The sequence below is a fragment of the Bradyrhizobium sp. 14AA genome (assembly GCF_054185205.1).
Genome location: NZ_JAVAYM010000045.1, coordinates 16744 through 32429, shown reverse-complemented (window position 1 = coordinate 32429; position 15686 = coordinate 16744). Strand labels below are relative to the sequence as shown.

17 protein-coding genes and 1 pseudogene are annotated in these 15686 nt (G+C 61.5%); 15 read left to right on the top strand and 3 right to left on the bottom strand.

Features of this window, described 5'->3' with window-relative positions; genetic code table 11:
- Positions 1-257 (top strand): annotated as a pseudogene (locus RAD15_RS41590) (branched-chain amino acid ABC transporter permease); the annotation flags it as partial.
- A gap of 610 nt (positions 258-867) precedes the next feature.
- A complete protein-coding gene (locus RAD15_RS41585; RefSeq protein WP_458184497.1) occupies positions 868-1065 on the top strand; it encodes a hypothetical protein in 198 nt (65 codons plus the stop codon).
- Positions 1066-1424: 359 nt separating this feature from the next.
- On the opposite strand, the gene RAD15_RS41580 is transcribed toward RAD15_RS41585, so the two are convergent.
- The gene (locus tag RAD15_RS41580; RefSeq protein WP_458184496.1) at positions 1425-2132 is read right to left on the bottom strand and encodes a TetR/AcrR family transcriptional regulator; all 708 of its coding nucleotides are present in this window, start codon (positions 2130-2132) and stop codon (positions 1425-1427) included.
- 221 nt (positions 2133-2353) lie between these two features.
- Here RAD15_RS41580 and RAD15_RS41575 point away from each other — a divergent pair, with 221 nt between their 5' ends.
- The 11 genes from RAD15_RS41575 to RAD15_RS41525 are packed head-to-tail and all read left to right on the top strand — an operon-like array spanning position 2354 to position 11698.
- A complete protein-coding gene (locus tag RAD15_RS41575) occupies positions 2354-3583 on the top strand; it encodes an NAD(P)/FAD-dependent oxidoreductase (protein ID WP_458184495.1) in 1230 nt (409 codons plus the stop codon).
- Between the two features lie 22 nt (positions 3584-3605).
- A complete protein-coding gene (locus tag RAD15_RS41570) occupies positions 3606-4874 on the top strand; it encodes an aromatic ring-hydroxylating oxygenase subunit alpha (protein ID WP_458184494.1) in 1269 nt (422 codons plus the stop codon).
- A complete protein-coding gene (locus RAD15_RS41565) occupies positions 4856-5389 on the top strand; it encodes an aromatic-ring-hydroxylating dioxygenase subunit beta (RefSeq protein WP_458184493.1) in 534 nt (177 codons plus the stop codon). The genes RAD15_RS41570 and RAD15_RS41565 overlap by 19 nt, the downstream gene beginning before the upstream one ends.
- Positions 5390-5408: 19 nt before the next feature.
- Positions 5409-6170, top strand: a complete 762-nt coding sequence (locus tag RAD15_RS41560; protein WP_458184492.1) for an SDR family NAD(P)-dependent oxidoreductase — start codon at positions 5409-5411, stop codon at positions 6168-6170.
- Positions 6171-6178: 8 nt separating this feature from the next.
- Entirely contained in the window at positions 6179-6502 is a 324-nt protein-coding gene (locus tag RAD15_RS41555) for a non-heme iron oxygenase ferredoxin subunit (protein ID WP_458184491.1), read from the top strand.
- Positions 6503-6505: 3 nt separating this feature from the next.
- Positions 6506-7360 carry a VOC family protein gene (locus RAD15_RS41550; RefSeq protein ID WP_458184490.1) on the top strand — a complete coding sequence of 285 codons (855 nt, stop codon included), beginning with the start codon at positions 6506-6508 and terminating at the stop codon, positions 7358-7360.
- Positions 7361-7387: 27 nt separating this feature from the next.
- Complete coding sequence (locus RAD15_RS41545) at positions 7388-8239, top strand: VOC family protein (protein ID WP_458184489.1); 852 nt, start codon at positions 7388-7390, stop codon at positions 8237-8239.
- 17 nt (positions 8240-8256) lie between these two features.
- Entirely contained in the window at positions 8257-9267 is a 1011-nt protein-coding gene (locus tag RAD15_RS41540) for an amidohydrolase family protein (RefSeq protein WP_458184488.1), read from the top strand.
- On the top strand, positions 9264-9761 hold the full coding sequence (locus RAD15_RS41535; RefSeq protein ID WP_458184487.1) for a hypothetical protein: 498 nt from the start codon (positions 9264-9266) through the stop codon (positions 9759-9761). The genes RAD15_RS41540 and RAD15_RS41535 overlap by 4 nt, the downstream gene beginning before the upstream one ends.
- Before the next feature lie 21 nt (positions 9762-9782).
- Entirely contained in the window at positions 9783-10562 is a 780-nt protein-coding gene (locus tag RAD15_RS41530) for an SDR family oxidoreductase (protein ID WP_458184486.1), read from the top strand.
- A gap of 17 nt (positions 10563-10579) precedes the next feature.
- On the top strand, positions 10580-11698 hold the full coding sequence (locus RAD15_RS41525; protein WP_458184485.1) for a Bug family tripartite tricarboxylate transporter substrate binding protein: 1119 nt from the start codon (positions 10580-10582) through the stop codon (positions 11696-11698).
- Between the two features lies 1 nt (position 11699).
- On the opposite strand, the gene RAD15_RS41520 is transcribed toward RAD15_RS41525, so the two are convergent.
- Complete coding sequence (locus RAD15_RS41520; RefSeq protein ID WP_458184484.1) at positions 11700-12551, bottom strand: MaoC/PaaZ C-terminal domain-containing protein; 852 nt, start codon at positions 12549-12551, stop codon at positions 11700-11702.
- A gap of 253 nt (positions 12552-12804) precedes the next feature.
- Between RAD15_RS41520 and RAD15_RS41515 the strand changes: the two genes are divergently transcribed.
- Together RAD15_RS41515 and RAD15_RS41510 are read left to right on the top strand one after the other, a co-directional pair.
- Positions 12805-13989: an ABC transporter substrate-binding protein gene (locus RAD15_RS41515; RefSeq protein ID WP_458184483.1), complete on the top strand. Its 1185-nt coding sequence runs from the start codon at positions 12805-12807 to the stop codon at positions 13987-13989.
- Between the two features lie 15 nt (positions 13990-14004).
- On the top strand, positions 14005-14907 hold the full coding sequence (locus RAD15_RS41510; RefSeq protein ID WP_458184482.1) for an SDR family oxidoreductase: 903 nt from the start codon (positions 14005-14007) through the stop codon (positions 14905-14907).
- Positions 14908-14951: 44 nt separating this feature from the next.
- On the opposite strand, the gene RAD15_RS41505 is transcribed toward RAD15_RS41510, so the two are convergent.
- Positions 14952-15476, bottom strand: a complete 525-nt coding sequence (locus RAD15_RS41505; protein WP_458184481.1) for a MarR family winged helix-turn-helix transcriptional regulator — start codon at positions 15474-15476, stop codon at positions 14952-14954.
- Positions 15477-15686 lie beyond the last annotated feature (210 nt).

The window sequence follows — 15686 nt, the reverse complement described above, 5'->3', positions numbered from 1 at the left end:
CGCCCGACAGCTACACCATCACGCTCGCGATCTCGCTGTTCCTGGGCATGGTGGTCGGCGGCGTCGGCTGGCTGCCCGGCTCGATCGTCGGCGCGGCCTTCATCATCTTCGTGCCGAACATCGCGGAAGGCATCTCCAAGGGCCTCTCCGGCGCCGTGTTCGGCGTGCTGCTGTTCCTCGTCATCTACCTCGTGCCGCATGGCGCAAGGCAAGTCGCGCTTCTTGCGCAAAGAGGGCCTTCAGAAGGGGGGAGATGACGAGAATGCCAAGATCAGCAGAAGCCATTCCAAGGAATTGACCGCTTTAGGCGAGCATAGAAGACTCTCGATTCATTACATTCATTCTTTCGCCAATTTCCGGCGTCCGCTTTGTGAGACACCGTGCGCAATTGGACGCTCAAGAATTTCATAATGACAATTTCAGCGAGGCAGTTGGCGGGATGCGGTGCTTGGGTGTGGCGCATGCTCGATTGGTATGGGGCGATTGTGCCCGGCTACTTTCGATCTGAGACATCGCCATGGGACGGCTGACGTGATCGCGCTTCAATACACAGGACTATCGGGTCGACCTTACTATCAGCGATGACCGGCCGTCAGCGCAGGCTTTTGTGATTATTGGTCGCTGAGGGTAAGTGGGAGGTTAGTACTCCCTGACGAACCCAGCAAAGCGCGTGAGCGCTAATTCCGAAGCCAATCTCCAATCGCAGATCTACGCTTTTCGCTAACGTCCAAGAGGGCTGTTCATGTGTCTTAGGGGCGTTCGCTCCAAAAGCACATGACCAGAACGAGGCGTGTATTCAGACGAAAGCGTCCTGGTAGCAACGGCGAAGCTCGCGGCGGTGTCAACCAGAGTTCCCAGGATGCCTCCATGGGTGAAGCGGACATCGGGATTGGAAATGAACTCCTCGCGCCACGGCGCATGGACTTCAACTTCGCCGTCGGCTGCGTGGGTGATGTGAAGATTCATCCAATTGCAGAAATGATTGCGCCTCAGCCGGACGCTCAGCCATTGCAGGTCTTCGGGCAAGCTCAAATGCGAATCTCCGAGGTGAACAACGCTCGCTGAAGCGAGAGGAGTTTCTCGGCTGGAGAGCGTCAAGCCGCGGCGCGAAATCCGCACATATGTGGGATCGCCTTCGAAATCCTTTGAGACCGCCCGATGTTGCGGTCTTGCTGGATCAATAGGTAACGGATCGGCGCCAATCACGAGATGCGCGCGGATGCTGGAAAACTTCAAGGAGCCTGCCGCGGTCGACGAATGCAATGTAGGGCGTTTTCGCCAAGCGGGTGTTGCAGCGCATTTGATCGAAAGAGGGGCAGGCGTCCTAAGTGCCAGCCTCGAGTCGGAGGTTTTGGTTCAAAGTTGCCATTGCGCTGCAGGCTGCGTTGTCAGAAATCTCGCGGACGCCACTCGGATTTCGATCCTTATGTCGGAATGCGGCCGAGTTCATGCTCCACAAACAGGGACACCATCCGACGCCAGCGATACAACAGCTCCTCGAATTTCTTTGGGTCGTTGTCGATAAGGGTGCGTACCGCCAGGCCACGCACGATGCTCAGCGTCAACTGAAGGATATCGAAGGCCAGGCGACGAGGAATGCCCCGTTTGACAAGGGTCTCGAGCCAGGCCTTTTCAGCGCTGAAGCGGGCATCGCGTGACATCGGCACGGTGTGCCGCATCAGGTCCTCGTCCCGGGCATCGCCCATGGTGATGGCGAGCGAAACAAAGAAGTAGTCGCTGAAGAAGAACGCCTTGGCATCCTCGATGGCGTCGGCGACTGGATCTGCCGAGTGCCGTGCGGCGAGGGCGCGACGGCGGCTGTCGACGAGCATTTGCTCATTGAGATACTTCAATGTTGCGAGAATGAGCTCATATTTGCTCGGGAAATGATGCAGCTGCGCGCCTCGCGAGACGCCGGCGCGATCTGAGACTTCGTTGATGCGCAGTCCGCCATAGCCACGTTCGCGCAATAGAACGAGAGCCGCCTCGATCAGCTTCTTGCGTGTTGTTTCACTACGTTCCGCCTGGGTTCGACGGGCCGTCTTCAGGGGAGCGCGAGCGCTCGTCCTCGATGCACGCCTCATCGACGCAGAGGTCTCGCCATCAAGCGGTTTGGACGTTCTCCTCGCCATCTGTCGATCTCCAATTTGCTGTTTCGGTTCAAGGATACCGAGCCGATCGTCGATCACAAGAAGAAACAGGATAATTATCCTGTAAATGACGCAACGCAGCAACGAAAGGTTTTTGCAGCGCCTTGACAAACAGGATAACTGTCCGGAAAGTTTGAATTGAAGGACGCGACGGAGATTGCGCCCAGCGGGAAGCGTCAGCCGGAGAGGTAAGCAAGTCGATGATGGCGGATGTCGCCTCAGCCGATCCTCACGCAAGCGACGACGACGCGATCGCGATCGTCGGCGCCGGCCAGGCTGGTGCGCGGGCGGCTGAAGCGCTGCGGGCGGCAGGTCATAAGGGAACGATCGCTGTCATCGGTGAAGAGAGACATCTTCCATACGAGCGTCCGCAGCTCTCGAAGCAAATCCTGATCGACCGCACGTCGGTCCCGGCTTCGATCAAGGAGGGCGCCGGCTGGCACGCCCTTGGCGTCGATCTCCATCTGGGTACGCAGGTTGCGTCCTGTAGCCTGGATCGTCGCAAGGTGGAATTGGTGGACGGCCGCCGCATCGCCTTCGATCGCCTGGTTTTGGCGACCGGTGTTACGGCGCGCGCGTTGCCGCAGCTCGATGGAGAGGGAGTCCCGGTGCACACGCTCCGGACCGTCGAGGACGCATTGCTCCTGCGAAAATCCTTGCTGCCGGGGAAGCGGATCGTACTGATCGGCGGAGGTGTGATTGGCCTCGAAGTCGCCTCGGCGGCGATCAAGTCCGGCTGTGCAGTGACCGTTGTGGAGGCCGCCGATAGCCTGCTTTCGCGGGCGCTGCCTGGTATAGTCGCCGACTTCCTGCAGAAAAGACATGAATCCGCCGGTGTTCAGTTCCGCTTTGGCTCGTCCTGCAGGGCGGTTGTCGATGGCAATCTGGTTCTCTCGGACGGATCGCGAATTCCGGCCGACTGCGTTGTGGTCGGTATCGGTGCCGCGCCGCGCGTCGATCTCGGTCGGCAGGTGGGCCTCGAGTGTAGCGACGGCATACGCGTCGACGCGCGCGGCCGCTCGGCTGCGCCGGGCGTCTACGCCATTGGCGACGTCGCCGCGCAATGGAGTGAAAACCAGCAGCGCTGGCTGCGCGTCGAGACATGGGCCAACGCGCAAAATCAATCGATGGCCGTCGCGCGCTCCATGGTCGGGCCGGCGCCCGCGTATAACGAGGCGCCCTGGTTCTGGACCGATCAATACGAGATCAACATCCAGGTCGCCGGCGATCTCTCTGGTGCGGAACTGGTGCTGCGCGGCGACCCCAGAAGCGGGCGCTTCGCCGTCCTCGGTCTGAAGGATGGCACGCTGTGCGGTGCCATCACTGTCAACAATCGAAAAGACATGGCCGTCCTGCGGAAGCTCGCGACGCGCCCCGTAAACCGTGCAGATCTCGAGAACCCCTCGTTCGATTTGCGCAAGGCTCTGGTCTGAATGGACGCGAAGGGAGGAAGCGATGGCGGCACCGCTGAAGAAAGTCGTCGACAATGACAGGCTGGTGGATGACGACCGCGAGGGGCAGCGTTTCCGCGTATCGCGAACCGCCTTCGTATCGAAGGAGATTCTGGCACTGGAGCGGGCCAACATCTTCGACAAGGTCTGGCTCTATCTCGGCCATGAGAGTGAACTCGCCAAGCCCGGCGATTTCCTGATCCGCTCGGTCGGGGGCCGCGCGCTCCTGTTCACGCGCGACAACAAGAACAAGTTCCACGCCTTGATGAATACCTGCCCGCATCGCGGTGCCCGGGTGTGTCGCGAACGGAACGGCAATGCCAAGTCGTTCCAATGCTTCTACCACGGCTGGGTGTTCGGTCTGGACGGAGCGCTGCGAGACATGCCGGGCAAGGAATCCTATCCGCCGGGATTCGCAGAGCGGTCGACGTCGAGCCTGCAGCCTGCGCCGAAGTTCGACTCCTACCGCGGCTTCTGCTTCGTCTCGTTCAATCCGAACGTGGAGTCGCTGCCCGACTATCTCGGCAATGCCAAGGAATATCTGGACATCGTCGCCGACCAATCGGAGGCGGGGATGACCGTCGTCGGCGGAACGCAGGAATACTCGATCCGAGCAAACTGGAAGCTGCTCGCCGAAAACAGTTTCGACGGCTATCACGCGGCCACAAATCACGCGACGTATCTCGAATATCTCAAGGGCACCACGGGCGGTCTCGTGCCGATCCAACTCACGGGATCCGGCCGAGATTTGGGCAAGGGGCATGGTGTCGTCGAATACAGGGCTCCTTGGGGCCGGCCGGTCGCGCAATGGATCCCGGCCTGGGGTGACGACGGCAAGAAGCGGGTCGAGGCGATCTACGACAATTTGGTGTCGCGGCACGGCAAGGAGCGAGCCGACCGCATTGCGCTCTATAACCGCAACCTGCACGTCTTTCCGAACCTGGTCATCAACGACATCATGGCCCTGACGGTCCGGACCTTCTATCCGGCGGAGCCGGATTTCATGACGATCAACGCATGGGCGCTCGCGCCGGTGCAGGAGGACGCCGGTGATCGAAGCGCGCGATTGTTCAACTTCCTGGAATTCCTGGGACCCGGGGGTTTTGCCACGCCCGATGACATCGAAGCACTCGAGCAATGCCAGGCGGGATATTCAAATCTCGCCGAAGCCGGCTGGAACGATATCTCAAAGGGTTTGACCAAGGAAACGCCGTCCTTCGACGACGAAGCGCAGATGCGCGGCTACTGGACGGAATGGAACCGCCGGATCTAGGGGGCATGAGCATGACCGCAACAGCAACTCTCCAAACCATCTCACGCGCCGATGTCGAGGATTTTCTCTTCGCGGAAGTCGATCTGATCGATGCGTGGAAATTGCCGGAATGGCTCGAGCTGTTTACGGACGATGCGCATTACTTCGTGCCGTCGACGGATGTCGATGGAGAGGCCAAGCCGGACAATAACCTGTTCTACATCGCGGACGATCGTTTCCGGCTCGGCGAGCGGGTGAAACGGCTGATGAAACGCACGGCCCATGTCGAGTTTCCGCACTCAAAGGTGCGCCACATCGTCGGGAATGTGCGCATTCTCGAGCGCAATGGTGATGACCTAAAGGTTAGCACCTCGTTCATTGCGCACCGGACCAAGAACGCGGTCACGGACGTCTATTTCGGGACCGGCCTCTACCGTCTCGTGGTGCGTGACGGCCTGCTCGCGATCCGGGAAAAGCGGTCCATTCTCGCATCGGACGGCCTGCGGCAGCAGGGCCGTGTCAGTTTCATTCTCTGACGAGGCGGCCGGAGGGGTGATGTCGAAGCATTTGAGCGGGAAAGCGGCTGTCGTTACCGGCGCGGCGCGTGGCATTGGACTGGCCATCGCGCAGCGCTTGGCTGCGGATGGGGCCGATCTCGTACTATCGGACTTGGATGGCGATGTGCTGGCGCAGGCGTGCGTCAAGATCGGCGCCACCAGCGGCAGGAAGCCCGTGAGTGTGGTGGGCGACCTCTCGGATCAGGAGGCTTCGAAGCGGCTGATCGACACCGCAATCAAGGCATTCGGCGCGGTGCATGTACTGGTGAACAATGCCGGTGGAGGCGTCATCAAACCCTTTTCGGAGCAGACGCCGCAGACCCTGAAGACGACCATCGATCGCAACTTATGGACGGTTCTTTGGGCCTGCTGGCATGCGCTGCCTTACATGCGCGCCCAAAAATATGGCCGTGTCATCAACATCGGCGCGGATTCGGTCCGGAACGGATTGTGGGATCATGCTGCCTACAACGCCGCGAAGGGCGGTGTTCACGGCCTGACCACCGGACTTGCGCGCGAATATGCGCGCGACGGCATCACGGTCAACACAGTGGCGCCCTGCGCGGTCAACACGCCGCAGATGGTGGAAATTACGCAGAAGGCGCCCGAGCTCGCTGCCAAATTCGTCAGCGTCATCCCGATGGGGCGACCGGGTGAAATGGCCGAGGTGGCCTCGATGGTCAGCTACCTGTCATCAGACGAAGCCTCCTTCGTGACGGGGCAGGTCATTAGCGTCAATGGCGGCAGTACGATGTTGTGATGGCAGGCATGACCGAAACCAGGACTATGGTCGCGCTCTTCTCCGCCGAGGAGCTTCAGGATGGCGAGATGCGGCAGGCGCATCTTCCGGACGGACGTCCGATCGCGATCTACCGGGTGGGCGAGCAGTTCTACGCGACCGACGACAAGTGCACGCATGGTGAGGTCTCGCTGACCGAGGAAGGCACGCTGAGCGGCTGCATCATCGAATGCAGCTTTCACTTCGGGTCCTTTGACGTCACGACGGGCGCGCCCGTTGCAATGCCGTGCGAGGTTGCCCTCAGGACCTACCCCGTCCGCATCCAGGACGGTGTCATTCACGTCGAGGCTTAGCGCATGATGCCCTTCTCGATCCCGCCTCTGGCCTATGCTTGCATCCCGGTGCGGTCACCCGGAGCGCACGCTCGGTTTGCCGTCGACATTCTCGGACTTGAACGCTCCGATGAACAGGAATTTGCGTTTCGCTCGGATGAGCGGCGGCGGTCCATCATGCTTGCGGACGAGACTGCGCCGCTCGCCGTCGGTATCGCGCTGGCCGACGAGGAGGCGCTGGAGCGGCGGGCAGAGCTGCTGTCGTCACGGCAGATATCGGTTACCGAGCTCGACAAGGACGCATGCCGGCGCAGGGGGGTCCGGCGGGCCTTTGCGACGACCGATCCAACAGGTCATATGATCGAACTGGTTGCGCGTGTCGAGCTGTCGGCACGGCGATTTCATCCGCCGCGGAATTCCGGCCTTGCGGGTTTCTCGACGGTCGGCCTGCGGAGCCGTGACATCAATGCCGATGTTCGGTTCTGGTGCGACACGATTGGCGCCGAGGTGGCCGATCGCGTCGGCGACATTACCTACCTTCGGATGGATGCTGCGCATCACCGTGTCGCGCTGTATCCGTCCAACCGGGCCGGCCTGTTGTACGTGGGCTTTGCGGTCAGGTCGCACGACGACCTGATGTCGAATGCCTACTTCCTTCAGGAACGGCAGGTTCGCATCGTCCACGGTCCGGGTCTGGAGACGGCATCGAACCGGATGTTCGTGCGCTTCCAGGGACCGCATGGGGCAGTCTTTGCATTCGAATTCAACGGAAACGAGCGCCAGAGCGACCGGCGGCCGCGGCAGTTCGCGCTCGATCGATACGCGCTCTGCGCCTGGGGGAGCCCTTGCCGTGACGTGCGGGAACTGGCCGCGGCCTAGTCTCATGAAAAGATCGGGAGGCATGACATGATTGAACTGATCGACATCTCCTATGTCCGGCTCGGAACGCCGGACCTCGGGCTCGCGGAGGATTTCGCAACCCGCGTGCTGGGCCTGCAGGTCGGAGAGCGGGGTGGAAAGTCGGTTTATCTGCGCTCCGATCAGCGCGCCCATACGCTTTGCTACTACGAGGGCGATCCGCGCGAACAGACGGTGGCCTTTGAGGTTCGCGATGCCGCCGTGCTTGATGCCGCCGCGGGAGCGCTGGAGTCGATCGGCCATCCGGTTCACCAGGGTACGGCGAGCGAATGCGCGGCGCGAAAGGTTCGTGGCTTCATCGGATTCAAGGACCCGACCGGTAACAGCGTCGAACTGGTGATCCGGCCCGAAATGAGCGGCAAGCGCTACTATGGTATGCGCGATGCCGGCATCACCGGATTCAACCATATCGGACTGAACTCCACCGATCCGGTGCGCGACGAGAAGTTCTGGACCACCGTCTGCAATGCCCGGGTCAGCGACCGAATCGGCGACATTGCCCTGATGCGTGTCAATGCGATCCACCACACGCTGGCGCTGGCGCCAGCCTCAGGACCCGGTATCCAGCACGTCAACCATCAGGTCGAGAGCAACGATGACGTGATGCGGTCCTTCTATCACCTGACTGAGCACCAGGTACCGATCGTGTTCGGGCCGGGTCGTCATCCGACCTCGGGCGCACGCTTCCTGTATTTCCGTGGACCGAACGGCATGGTGTTCGAGTATTCGGTCGGGGTCGACGAGATCGAGGATGAAGCGGCGCATCGTCCGCGGCAGTTCGGCTTCGAGCCGACCAGCCTCTGCATGTGGGGCTCCAAGAGCAATTTCGTTCCCATGTAGGCCGGAAAGAGTCTCTCATGTCACTGGTCGTCGACGTGCATACGCATGTCGTTCCCTCGCATATCCCCGCCGATCGACGAGGCGGATCGTTGTGGCCGAGCATCGTGCGTGAAGGCGAGGACGCCAACGTGATGATCGGTGGCAAGGTGTTTCGCCGGATCGATTCGCGCTGCTGGGATGTGTCTCGCCGTCTTGCCGACATGCGCGCGGACGGCGTCGACGTGCACGTCCTCTCTCCCATGCCGGAACTGCTGTCACATTGGCTGGAGCCCGAGGCCGCGGAGCTTCTGGGCGAGATCATGAACGCCGACATCGCGCGCATGATGGAGGAGGCACCCGGGCGGTTCGCGGGCATCGGCATGATCTGCATGCAGGACACATCGCGTGCGGTCAGGCAGATGGAGCATTTGAAGGCACTCGGCTTCCGCGGATTCGAGATCGGCTCCCATATCAATGGAACGCCACTTGGCGCGGCGTCGCTCTGGCCGATCTACGAGGCGGCGGAAGCGCTGGATCTCGTCGTGTTCGTGCATCCGCTGCATCCGGCGGGCGTCGAGCGGATCGGTGCTGCGGGCGAATACGGCGCAGTTGCCGTGTTTCCGCTCGAGACGGCCCTGGCGGCCGTCTCATTGCTCGCACATGGCGTGCCGGGTCGGTATCCACGTCTCAAGGTGCTGCTCAGCCACGGGGGTGGGGCGCTGCCCTGGATCCTGCCGCGCCTGGATCAGGGCCTTCAGATTTCGGCGGCGATGCAGAAAGTCATGCAGGACGATCCATCAAGCATCGCGCGGCGGTTCTGGTACGACACGATCGTCTATTCGGAGGACACGCTGCGTTTCATGACGCAGACTGTCGGAGACCGCCATATCGTCGTCGGATCGGACTATCCATTCACGATCAGGCAGCAGCAGCCGGCCGCTTTTGCCAGGCGGGCGCTCGGCGCCGAATCTCCGTGCCTGCATGACAACGCGGAGGTCTTGCTTGGCATGACATTCAAGGCGGCTGGAACGGGGGAGGCACTTCAATGACCGGAACTCCAGTGCTCGTGCGGTGCCGTTCGCTGCTTCAGTTTGCCTCGCTCGGGCCGCTGCCACCGCGTACGCCGGGGCGTCCCGATGCCCAGGTTCCGGAGGACCCGACTGCAGGTCCCACCGTCTATGCGAAACTGCCGCAGGTCTATTACTACGATGCGAACCTTCCTGATGACCCCGCGTTCGGCTTCATCGATGTCGAGATGTCGGTTCAGCGGCGAACCGGCGGTCGCTTCCTGCTCGATCTCTATTGTTTGGGCGACGGATTTCAGAGCGGCGCAGGACTACCTAGCGGCGAGGGGCTCCGGATCGAGTTCATGGCGGGCGGAGACGTCGTTGCATCAGCCTCCTGGGAGTTCCGTGAAGTGAGCTCCGGCCGCTGCGATCCGATGTCATTTGCTGCGTGGCTGCCGATGAAGGACGACGACTTCAAGCGGATCGACGCAGTTCGGCTGCCGCCATCGCCTGCGGTGTGCCGGTACGACGGCTGATCTGGTACCGAGAGGGTTGAAATGGATTTCGGAGTTCGAGGCAAAAAGGCCATCGTCTGCGGCGCGAGCAAGGGCTTGGGCAAAGGCTGTGCGGCCGCGCTCGCGGGCGAGGGAGCCATTGTCTTCATCGTTGCTCGGCAACTGTCCCAGCTTGAGAGCGCCGCAGCGGATATTGAAAAGCTCACGGGCAATCGTCCCGTCACCGTGATCGGCGACGTGACCACGGCAGAGGGACGTGCAGCGGTTCTTGCCGCCTGTCCGGATCCCGATATCCTAATCAACAATGCGGGCGGCCCGCCGCCCGGCGATTTCCGCAATTGGATGCGGGACGACTGGATCAAGGCGCTCGATGCCAACATGCTGTCGCCGATCGAACTGATCAAGGCGACCGTCGACAAGATGATTGCCCGAAAGTTCGGCCGCATCATCAATATCACGTCGCACGCCGTGAAGCAGCCCGTCGACATGCTGGGGCTGTCCAACGGCGCGAGGACGGGCTTGACCGGTTTCGTCGCCGGTCTCTCGCGCGCGACGGTTCGGCACAATGTGACGATCAACAATCTTCTGCCGGGCACTTTCGACACGGAGCGGCTGAAGTCAAATCTTGCAGCACTGGCCCGGCGCTCGGGGAAGTCTGCCGATGAAACGACGGACGCTGTCCGTGAGGCAAATCCCGCAAGACGATGTGGCACGATAGCGGAGTTTGGGGCGGCTTGCGCGTTCCTGTGCAGCGACAAGGCGGGCTACATCACCGGGCAGAATATCCTGATCGACGGCGGAGCCTATCCCGGCACATTCTGAGGGTTGAGCGCGCTCCATTGTTGCGCTGCATCCCAGACGCGGCTTTTTCTATTTCTCCAGATCGTATGCTAGAGTACGATATAGAACAAATCGGGATTCGTGCACGTCGGACCGCGCCGTGGACACCCGCGAGAAATGAGGGGAGGTCGATGCGTCTTGGTGTTGCGCTCTCTTTTCTGGTTGCCATCGCACTCCTCGGCATCGGCATCGGCATCGGCTTCGGCGATCCGGCTTCGGCGGAGCCGTATCCGGCGCGGCGGATCAATCTCATTGTCCCATTCCCTGCGGGCAGTGCCACCGACGGTGTGACCAGGCGGCTTGCCGAAGGCATTCGTGCCGAGACAGGGGTGACGGTGCTGGTCGAAAACAAGCCCGGCGCCGACGGCAATCTTGCCGCACTCTCCGTTCTGAAGGCGGAGGCCGACGGCTACACTGTGTTCGTCACGACGAACTCGACCCAGGCGGCCAATGTCAGCCTGTTCAATGAAATGCCGTACGATCCGAAGGCGGATTTCGCGCCAGTGGCGGGGATCATGACGATTCCGATGATGCTTGCGGTGAAGCCTGACTTTGCGGCGAAGACGGTTTCCGAGTTTGTCGCGGTCGCGAAGTCACGTCCGAAGCCGCTATCGTTCGGCAGCGGCAATACGTCGAGCCGCGGCGCGGCGGAGCTGTTCCGCTACAGGGCCGGAATCGAGATGCAGCACGTTCCATATCGTGGAATGCCGCAGGCCTTGACCGACGTTCTGAGCGGAGAGATCGACTGTGTGTTCGCCGATCCCGCCAGCGCCCAGGGCCTGATCCAGGATGGCCGATTGCGCGTGCTGGCGGTGACGAGCGCCGAGCGATTGGAGAGCATGCCCGAGGTTCCGACGCTGGCGCAGGCCGGATTGTCCGGGGCCGAGCTCACGGCTTGGGTCGGGGTTTTCGTGCGGACCGGCACGCCTGCGGACATCATCGCGAAGCTCAGCCAGGTCGTGCTCGGTTTCGTCAGGAACAAGGACGCGCAGGCCTATCTTCAATCCGTCGGGGCCAAGCCCTTCCCGGCCGGGCCGGATGAATTGAAAGCCTTCGAGGAGGCTGATACGCGCCGCTGGGCCGAAATCGTCGACGTCGCGAAGATCGAAAAGAAATAGCTCAATCTCGCAGAGTCACGATTCCGCGCTCGAGCACGACGACGTTGCGTTCGATCGCTCGCGAGCGGAAGCGGATTTGAACGCCGGTGTTGAAGAATTCGGTGCGGATCGTCTCGCCAGGAAATACCGGCCGGCTGAACCGCGCAGACAGCGACTTGAGACGATCGGGCGCTCCGTGTGCAAAGTTCGCAAGGGCCGCGCGGGTTGCTATTCCGAGCGTGCACAGCCCGTGCAGGATCGGACGCTCGAACCCCGCCTTTGCGGCGGCCTCCGGATCTGCATGGATGGGATTATAGTCGCCGCTCAGCCGATAGATCAGGGCGCTTTGCGGCAAGGTGGCAACGTCCATGACCTCGGACGGGGTCTGCTCGGAAAGCAGATCGGCTTCGCCCGGGACGGTGCCGAAACTTCCGCAACCGCCGTCGCCACGCAGGAACAGCACGCTCCGGACCGTCGCCAGCTTCCGTCCATCCGCGTCGTTCAGTGTCTTGACCAGATGCAGGATGGCACCTTTGCCGGCGCCCTTGTCGGCAACCGCCGCGATCTCGTAGCCGGCCTTGACGGTGCCTTCCGGCGGAATGGGATTGTGGATCTCGAAGCTTTGCTCGCCGTGGAGCAGCCTGATCCAATCGATCTCGAGCTCCGGCCGCTTTGCCCAGAAGCCCGGATGGGCGAGCACGCAACAGATCGAGGGGACGGCGCGGAGGTCGGTCTCGTACACGAAACTGAGCTGCGAGGGGTCGAGAGGATCGGAGCCGTAACCAAGACCAAGTGCGTAGAGCATCGTATCCCGGCGCGTGTAGGTGTGCGAGACCGGCTCAAATCGGAAGTTTCGGACGGCTTCGAGGTTCAAGGTTCCTCCATACCCAATGTTGCTAAGGCCGCGGATGGGACGATTCACAATCCGACCAAGACGGTTGCAATAGTGTCATATCATATAGTACACAAGTGTACGAAATAGAAAAGCCGGCGATGTGCCGGCCAGGAGTGTCGCCGTGATCTGGAGCGCTGGCGGGTCGAGCCGATGGGTCCAACTCGAGGGACTCTCGGGATGGATCGCACGCCGAAACGGCAGTTTCGGGCCATTGCGAGCCATGGTGCTGATCATGGCCGGACTCCTTGCCGCTCAGGCAGCGGCGGGCGAGAAGAAATACGGACCAGGCGTCAGCGACACCGAAATCAGGATTGGCAACACGTCTCCCTATAGCGGTCCGGCATCGGCCTTCAGCATGGTCGCAAAGACTGAGGAGGCGTATTTCCGCAAGGTCAACGCGGAGGGAGGCATCAACGGGCGGCGCATTGTCTTCCTGTCCTATGATGATGCCTATTCACCACCGAAGACCGTCGAACAAACGAGGCGCCTGGTCGAGAGCGATGAGGTGCTACTGGTTTTCAATGCGCTCGGCACCGCGGCGAACTCGGCCGTGCGGAAGTATCTGAATTCCAAGAATGTGCCGCAACTCTTTGTGTCGAGCGGGGCAGCCAAATGGAATGATCCCAAGAACTTCCCGTGGACGATGGGATTCACCCCGAGTTACGAGACGGAAGGCTTCATCTACGCAAAATACGTACTGCGCGAGCAACCGGCCGCCAAGGTCGCGATCCTCTTCCAGAACGATGACTTCGGGAAGGACTATCTCAAGGGGATAAAGCTGGGCCTCGGCGACAGGGCTGCCTCGATGATCGTCGCGGAAGAAGCCTTCGATGTGTCGGAGCCGACCATTGACGCCCATCTCGTCAAGCTGAAATCGACAGGCGCCGACGTGCTGTTCGACATCGCAACGCCCAAGTTTGCGGCTCAGTCGATCAAGAAGGTGTCGGAGCTCGGCTGGAAGCCGCTGCACCTTCTCAGCTACGTTTCGGCGTCGATCGGCAGCGTGATCAAGCCGGCAGGTTTCGAGAATGCGCAAGGGCTGATCTCGGCGGCATATTTCAAGGATCCGAATGATCCCGTCTGGAAGGACGACGCCGGCCTCAAGGAGCTCAACGAATTTCTCGATGGCTATTTTCCGGGCGCCGACCGGAGCGATACGCTAATCGTGAACGGCTACAACACGGCGCAGGCGCTCGTTTACCTGCTGAAGCAATGTGGAGACGATCTCACGCGCGAGAACGTCATGCGGCTCGCCGCCAATCTGAAGCAGGTCGAACTGGGAATGTTGCTGCCCGGGATTCGCTTGAACACCTCGCCCGTCGACTTCGCGCCGGTCAAGCAATGGCAGTTGATGCGCTTCCAGGGCGCGAACTGGCATCTGTTCGGCGACGTCATGAGTAGCGCGGCGAGCAACTAGACAAGGAGAATACGAATGGGACGGCTATGCGCCGGGCGGGTCGCGATCGTGACGGGAGGTGGCCGTGGGCTCGGACGCGAATACGCGCTGATGCTGGCGGAGCAGGGCGCCAAGGTGGTCGTCAACGATCTCGGCGCAACGGCTGCGGGCGAGGGGGCCGATCTTTCCCCGGCGCAGCAGGTGGTCGACGAAATCAAGCGCGGTGGCGGCGAAGCGATCGTCAACGGCAATGACGTCAGCGACTGGGCCGGTGCCAAATCGCTCGTCGACGATGCCGTCAGCACCTTCGGCCGCCTTGATGTCCTCATCAACAATGCCGGCATTCTGCGGGATCGCATGATGGTCAACATGACCGAGGCGGAATGGGATGCCGTCATCAAGGTGCACCTCAAAGGCACTTTCGCGCCGTCTCACCATGCCGCGCAGTATTGGCGCCAGGAGACCAAAAAGCGCGGCGCACCGGTCGCCGCGCGCCTGATCAACACGTCCTCGGCATCCGGACTGTTCGGCAATGTCGGACAGTGCAACTACGGAGCCGCCAAGGCAGGCATCGCCGCCTTCACCATCATCAGCGCCATGGAGCTTCGGCAGTACGGCATCACGGTCAACGCAATCGCGCCGAGGGCGCAAACCCGGATGACCGAGGGTTTGAGGGAGCGCACCGAGGAGGACATCAAGCGCCGGAATCCGCGCTGGGTGGCGCCGATCGTGGTGTGGCTCGCCAGCGAAGAGTCGGGCGATGTGACCGGCCGCGTGTTCGAGGCTGGCGACGGAATTCTCAAGGTCGCCGAAGGATGGCATGCCGGTCCGGGTATCGATCCGGTCGACGAACCGAACGATCTCGGTCCGCAGGTGACGGAGCTGATGCGGAAAGCGCGCCCCAACGCTGACATCTGGGGACGCGACATCGTCTCATAATTTTCTCGGACTCCTCCCGGAGCACCTCAGGCGGGTGGCAGGCCTCAGGCAGCCGCCCGCCGCTTTTTCCGGGGTTTCGCGCGCTGCACATCCTCCTCCTCGTCCTCGGCGGTCTCGGCCTGCCTGCCGCCCGACATGGCGAGGAGATTGTGTTTCATTGCGAGCAGCGCCTCCGAGGCGGCTTCCAGCTGCTTGCGGTCGATCCCGTTGACGATCTGCGCGTTGAACTTGTCGGTTTCCTTTCTGAGCTTCTCCAGGAAACCGCGCGCCTGCTTGGTCACGTAGACCCGCTTGACCCGACGGTCGACCGGATCGGCCTGGCGGATGACGAAGCCCGAGGACTCCAGGCGATCGATCAGGGCCCCCACGGCGACTTTGCCGACGTCAAGCTCGTTGGCGAGCTGGGTCTGGGGCAGGCCGTCCTTGCGCGAGATGAATGCGAGCACCCACCATTGGGAGCGTGTGATCCCGAGCGGTGCGAGTGCGCGATCGAACATCATCCTCCGCAGCCGCGACACGTCATGGATGAGATATCCAAGCCTAAGATCCCAATCGGTCTGATCAACCATCGATGTTTCCTTTGAAGGCCGAGTCGGGGCCGAGATCCAAGTAATACCATACACCAGCGTATTTTAAAGGAAAGGTCGGGAAACGAGTGCTCAAATCATCCCGAATTTCTCCGAGGCCGATTTACAAAAGAAGTACGCTAGTGTATTAAATCTTGTGCGAAATGCCGGCCTGGGTTCGTTGCGCGGAAGCGGGCCCGTGCGCGGCATTGG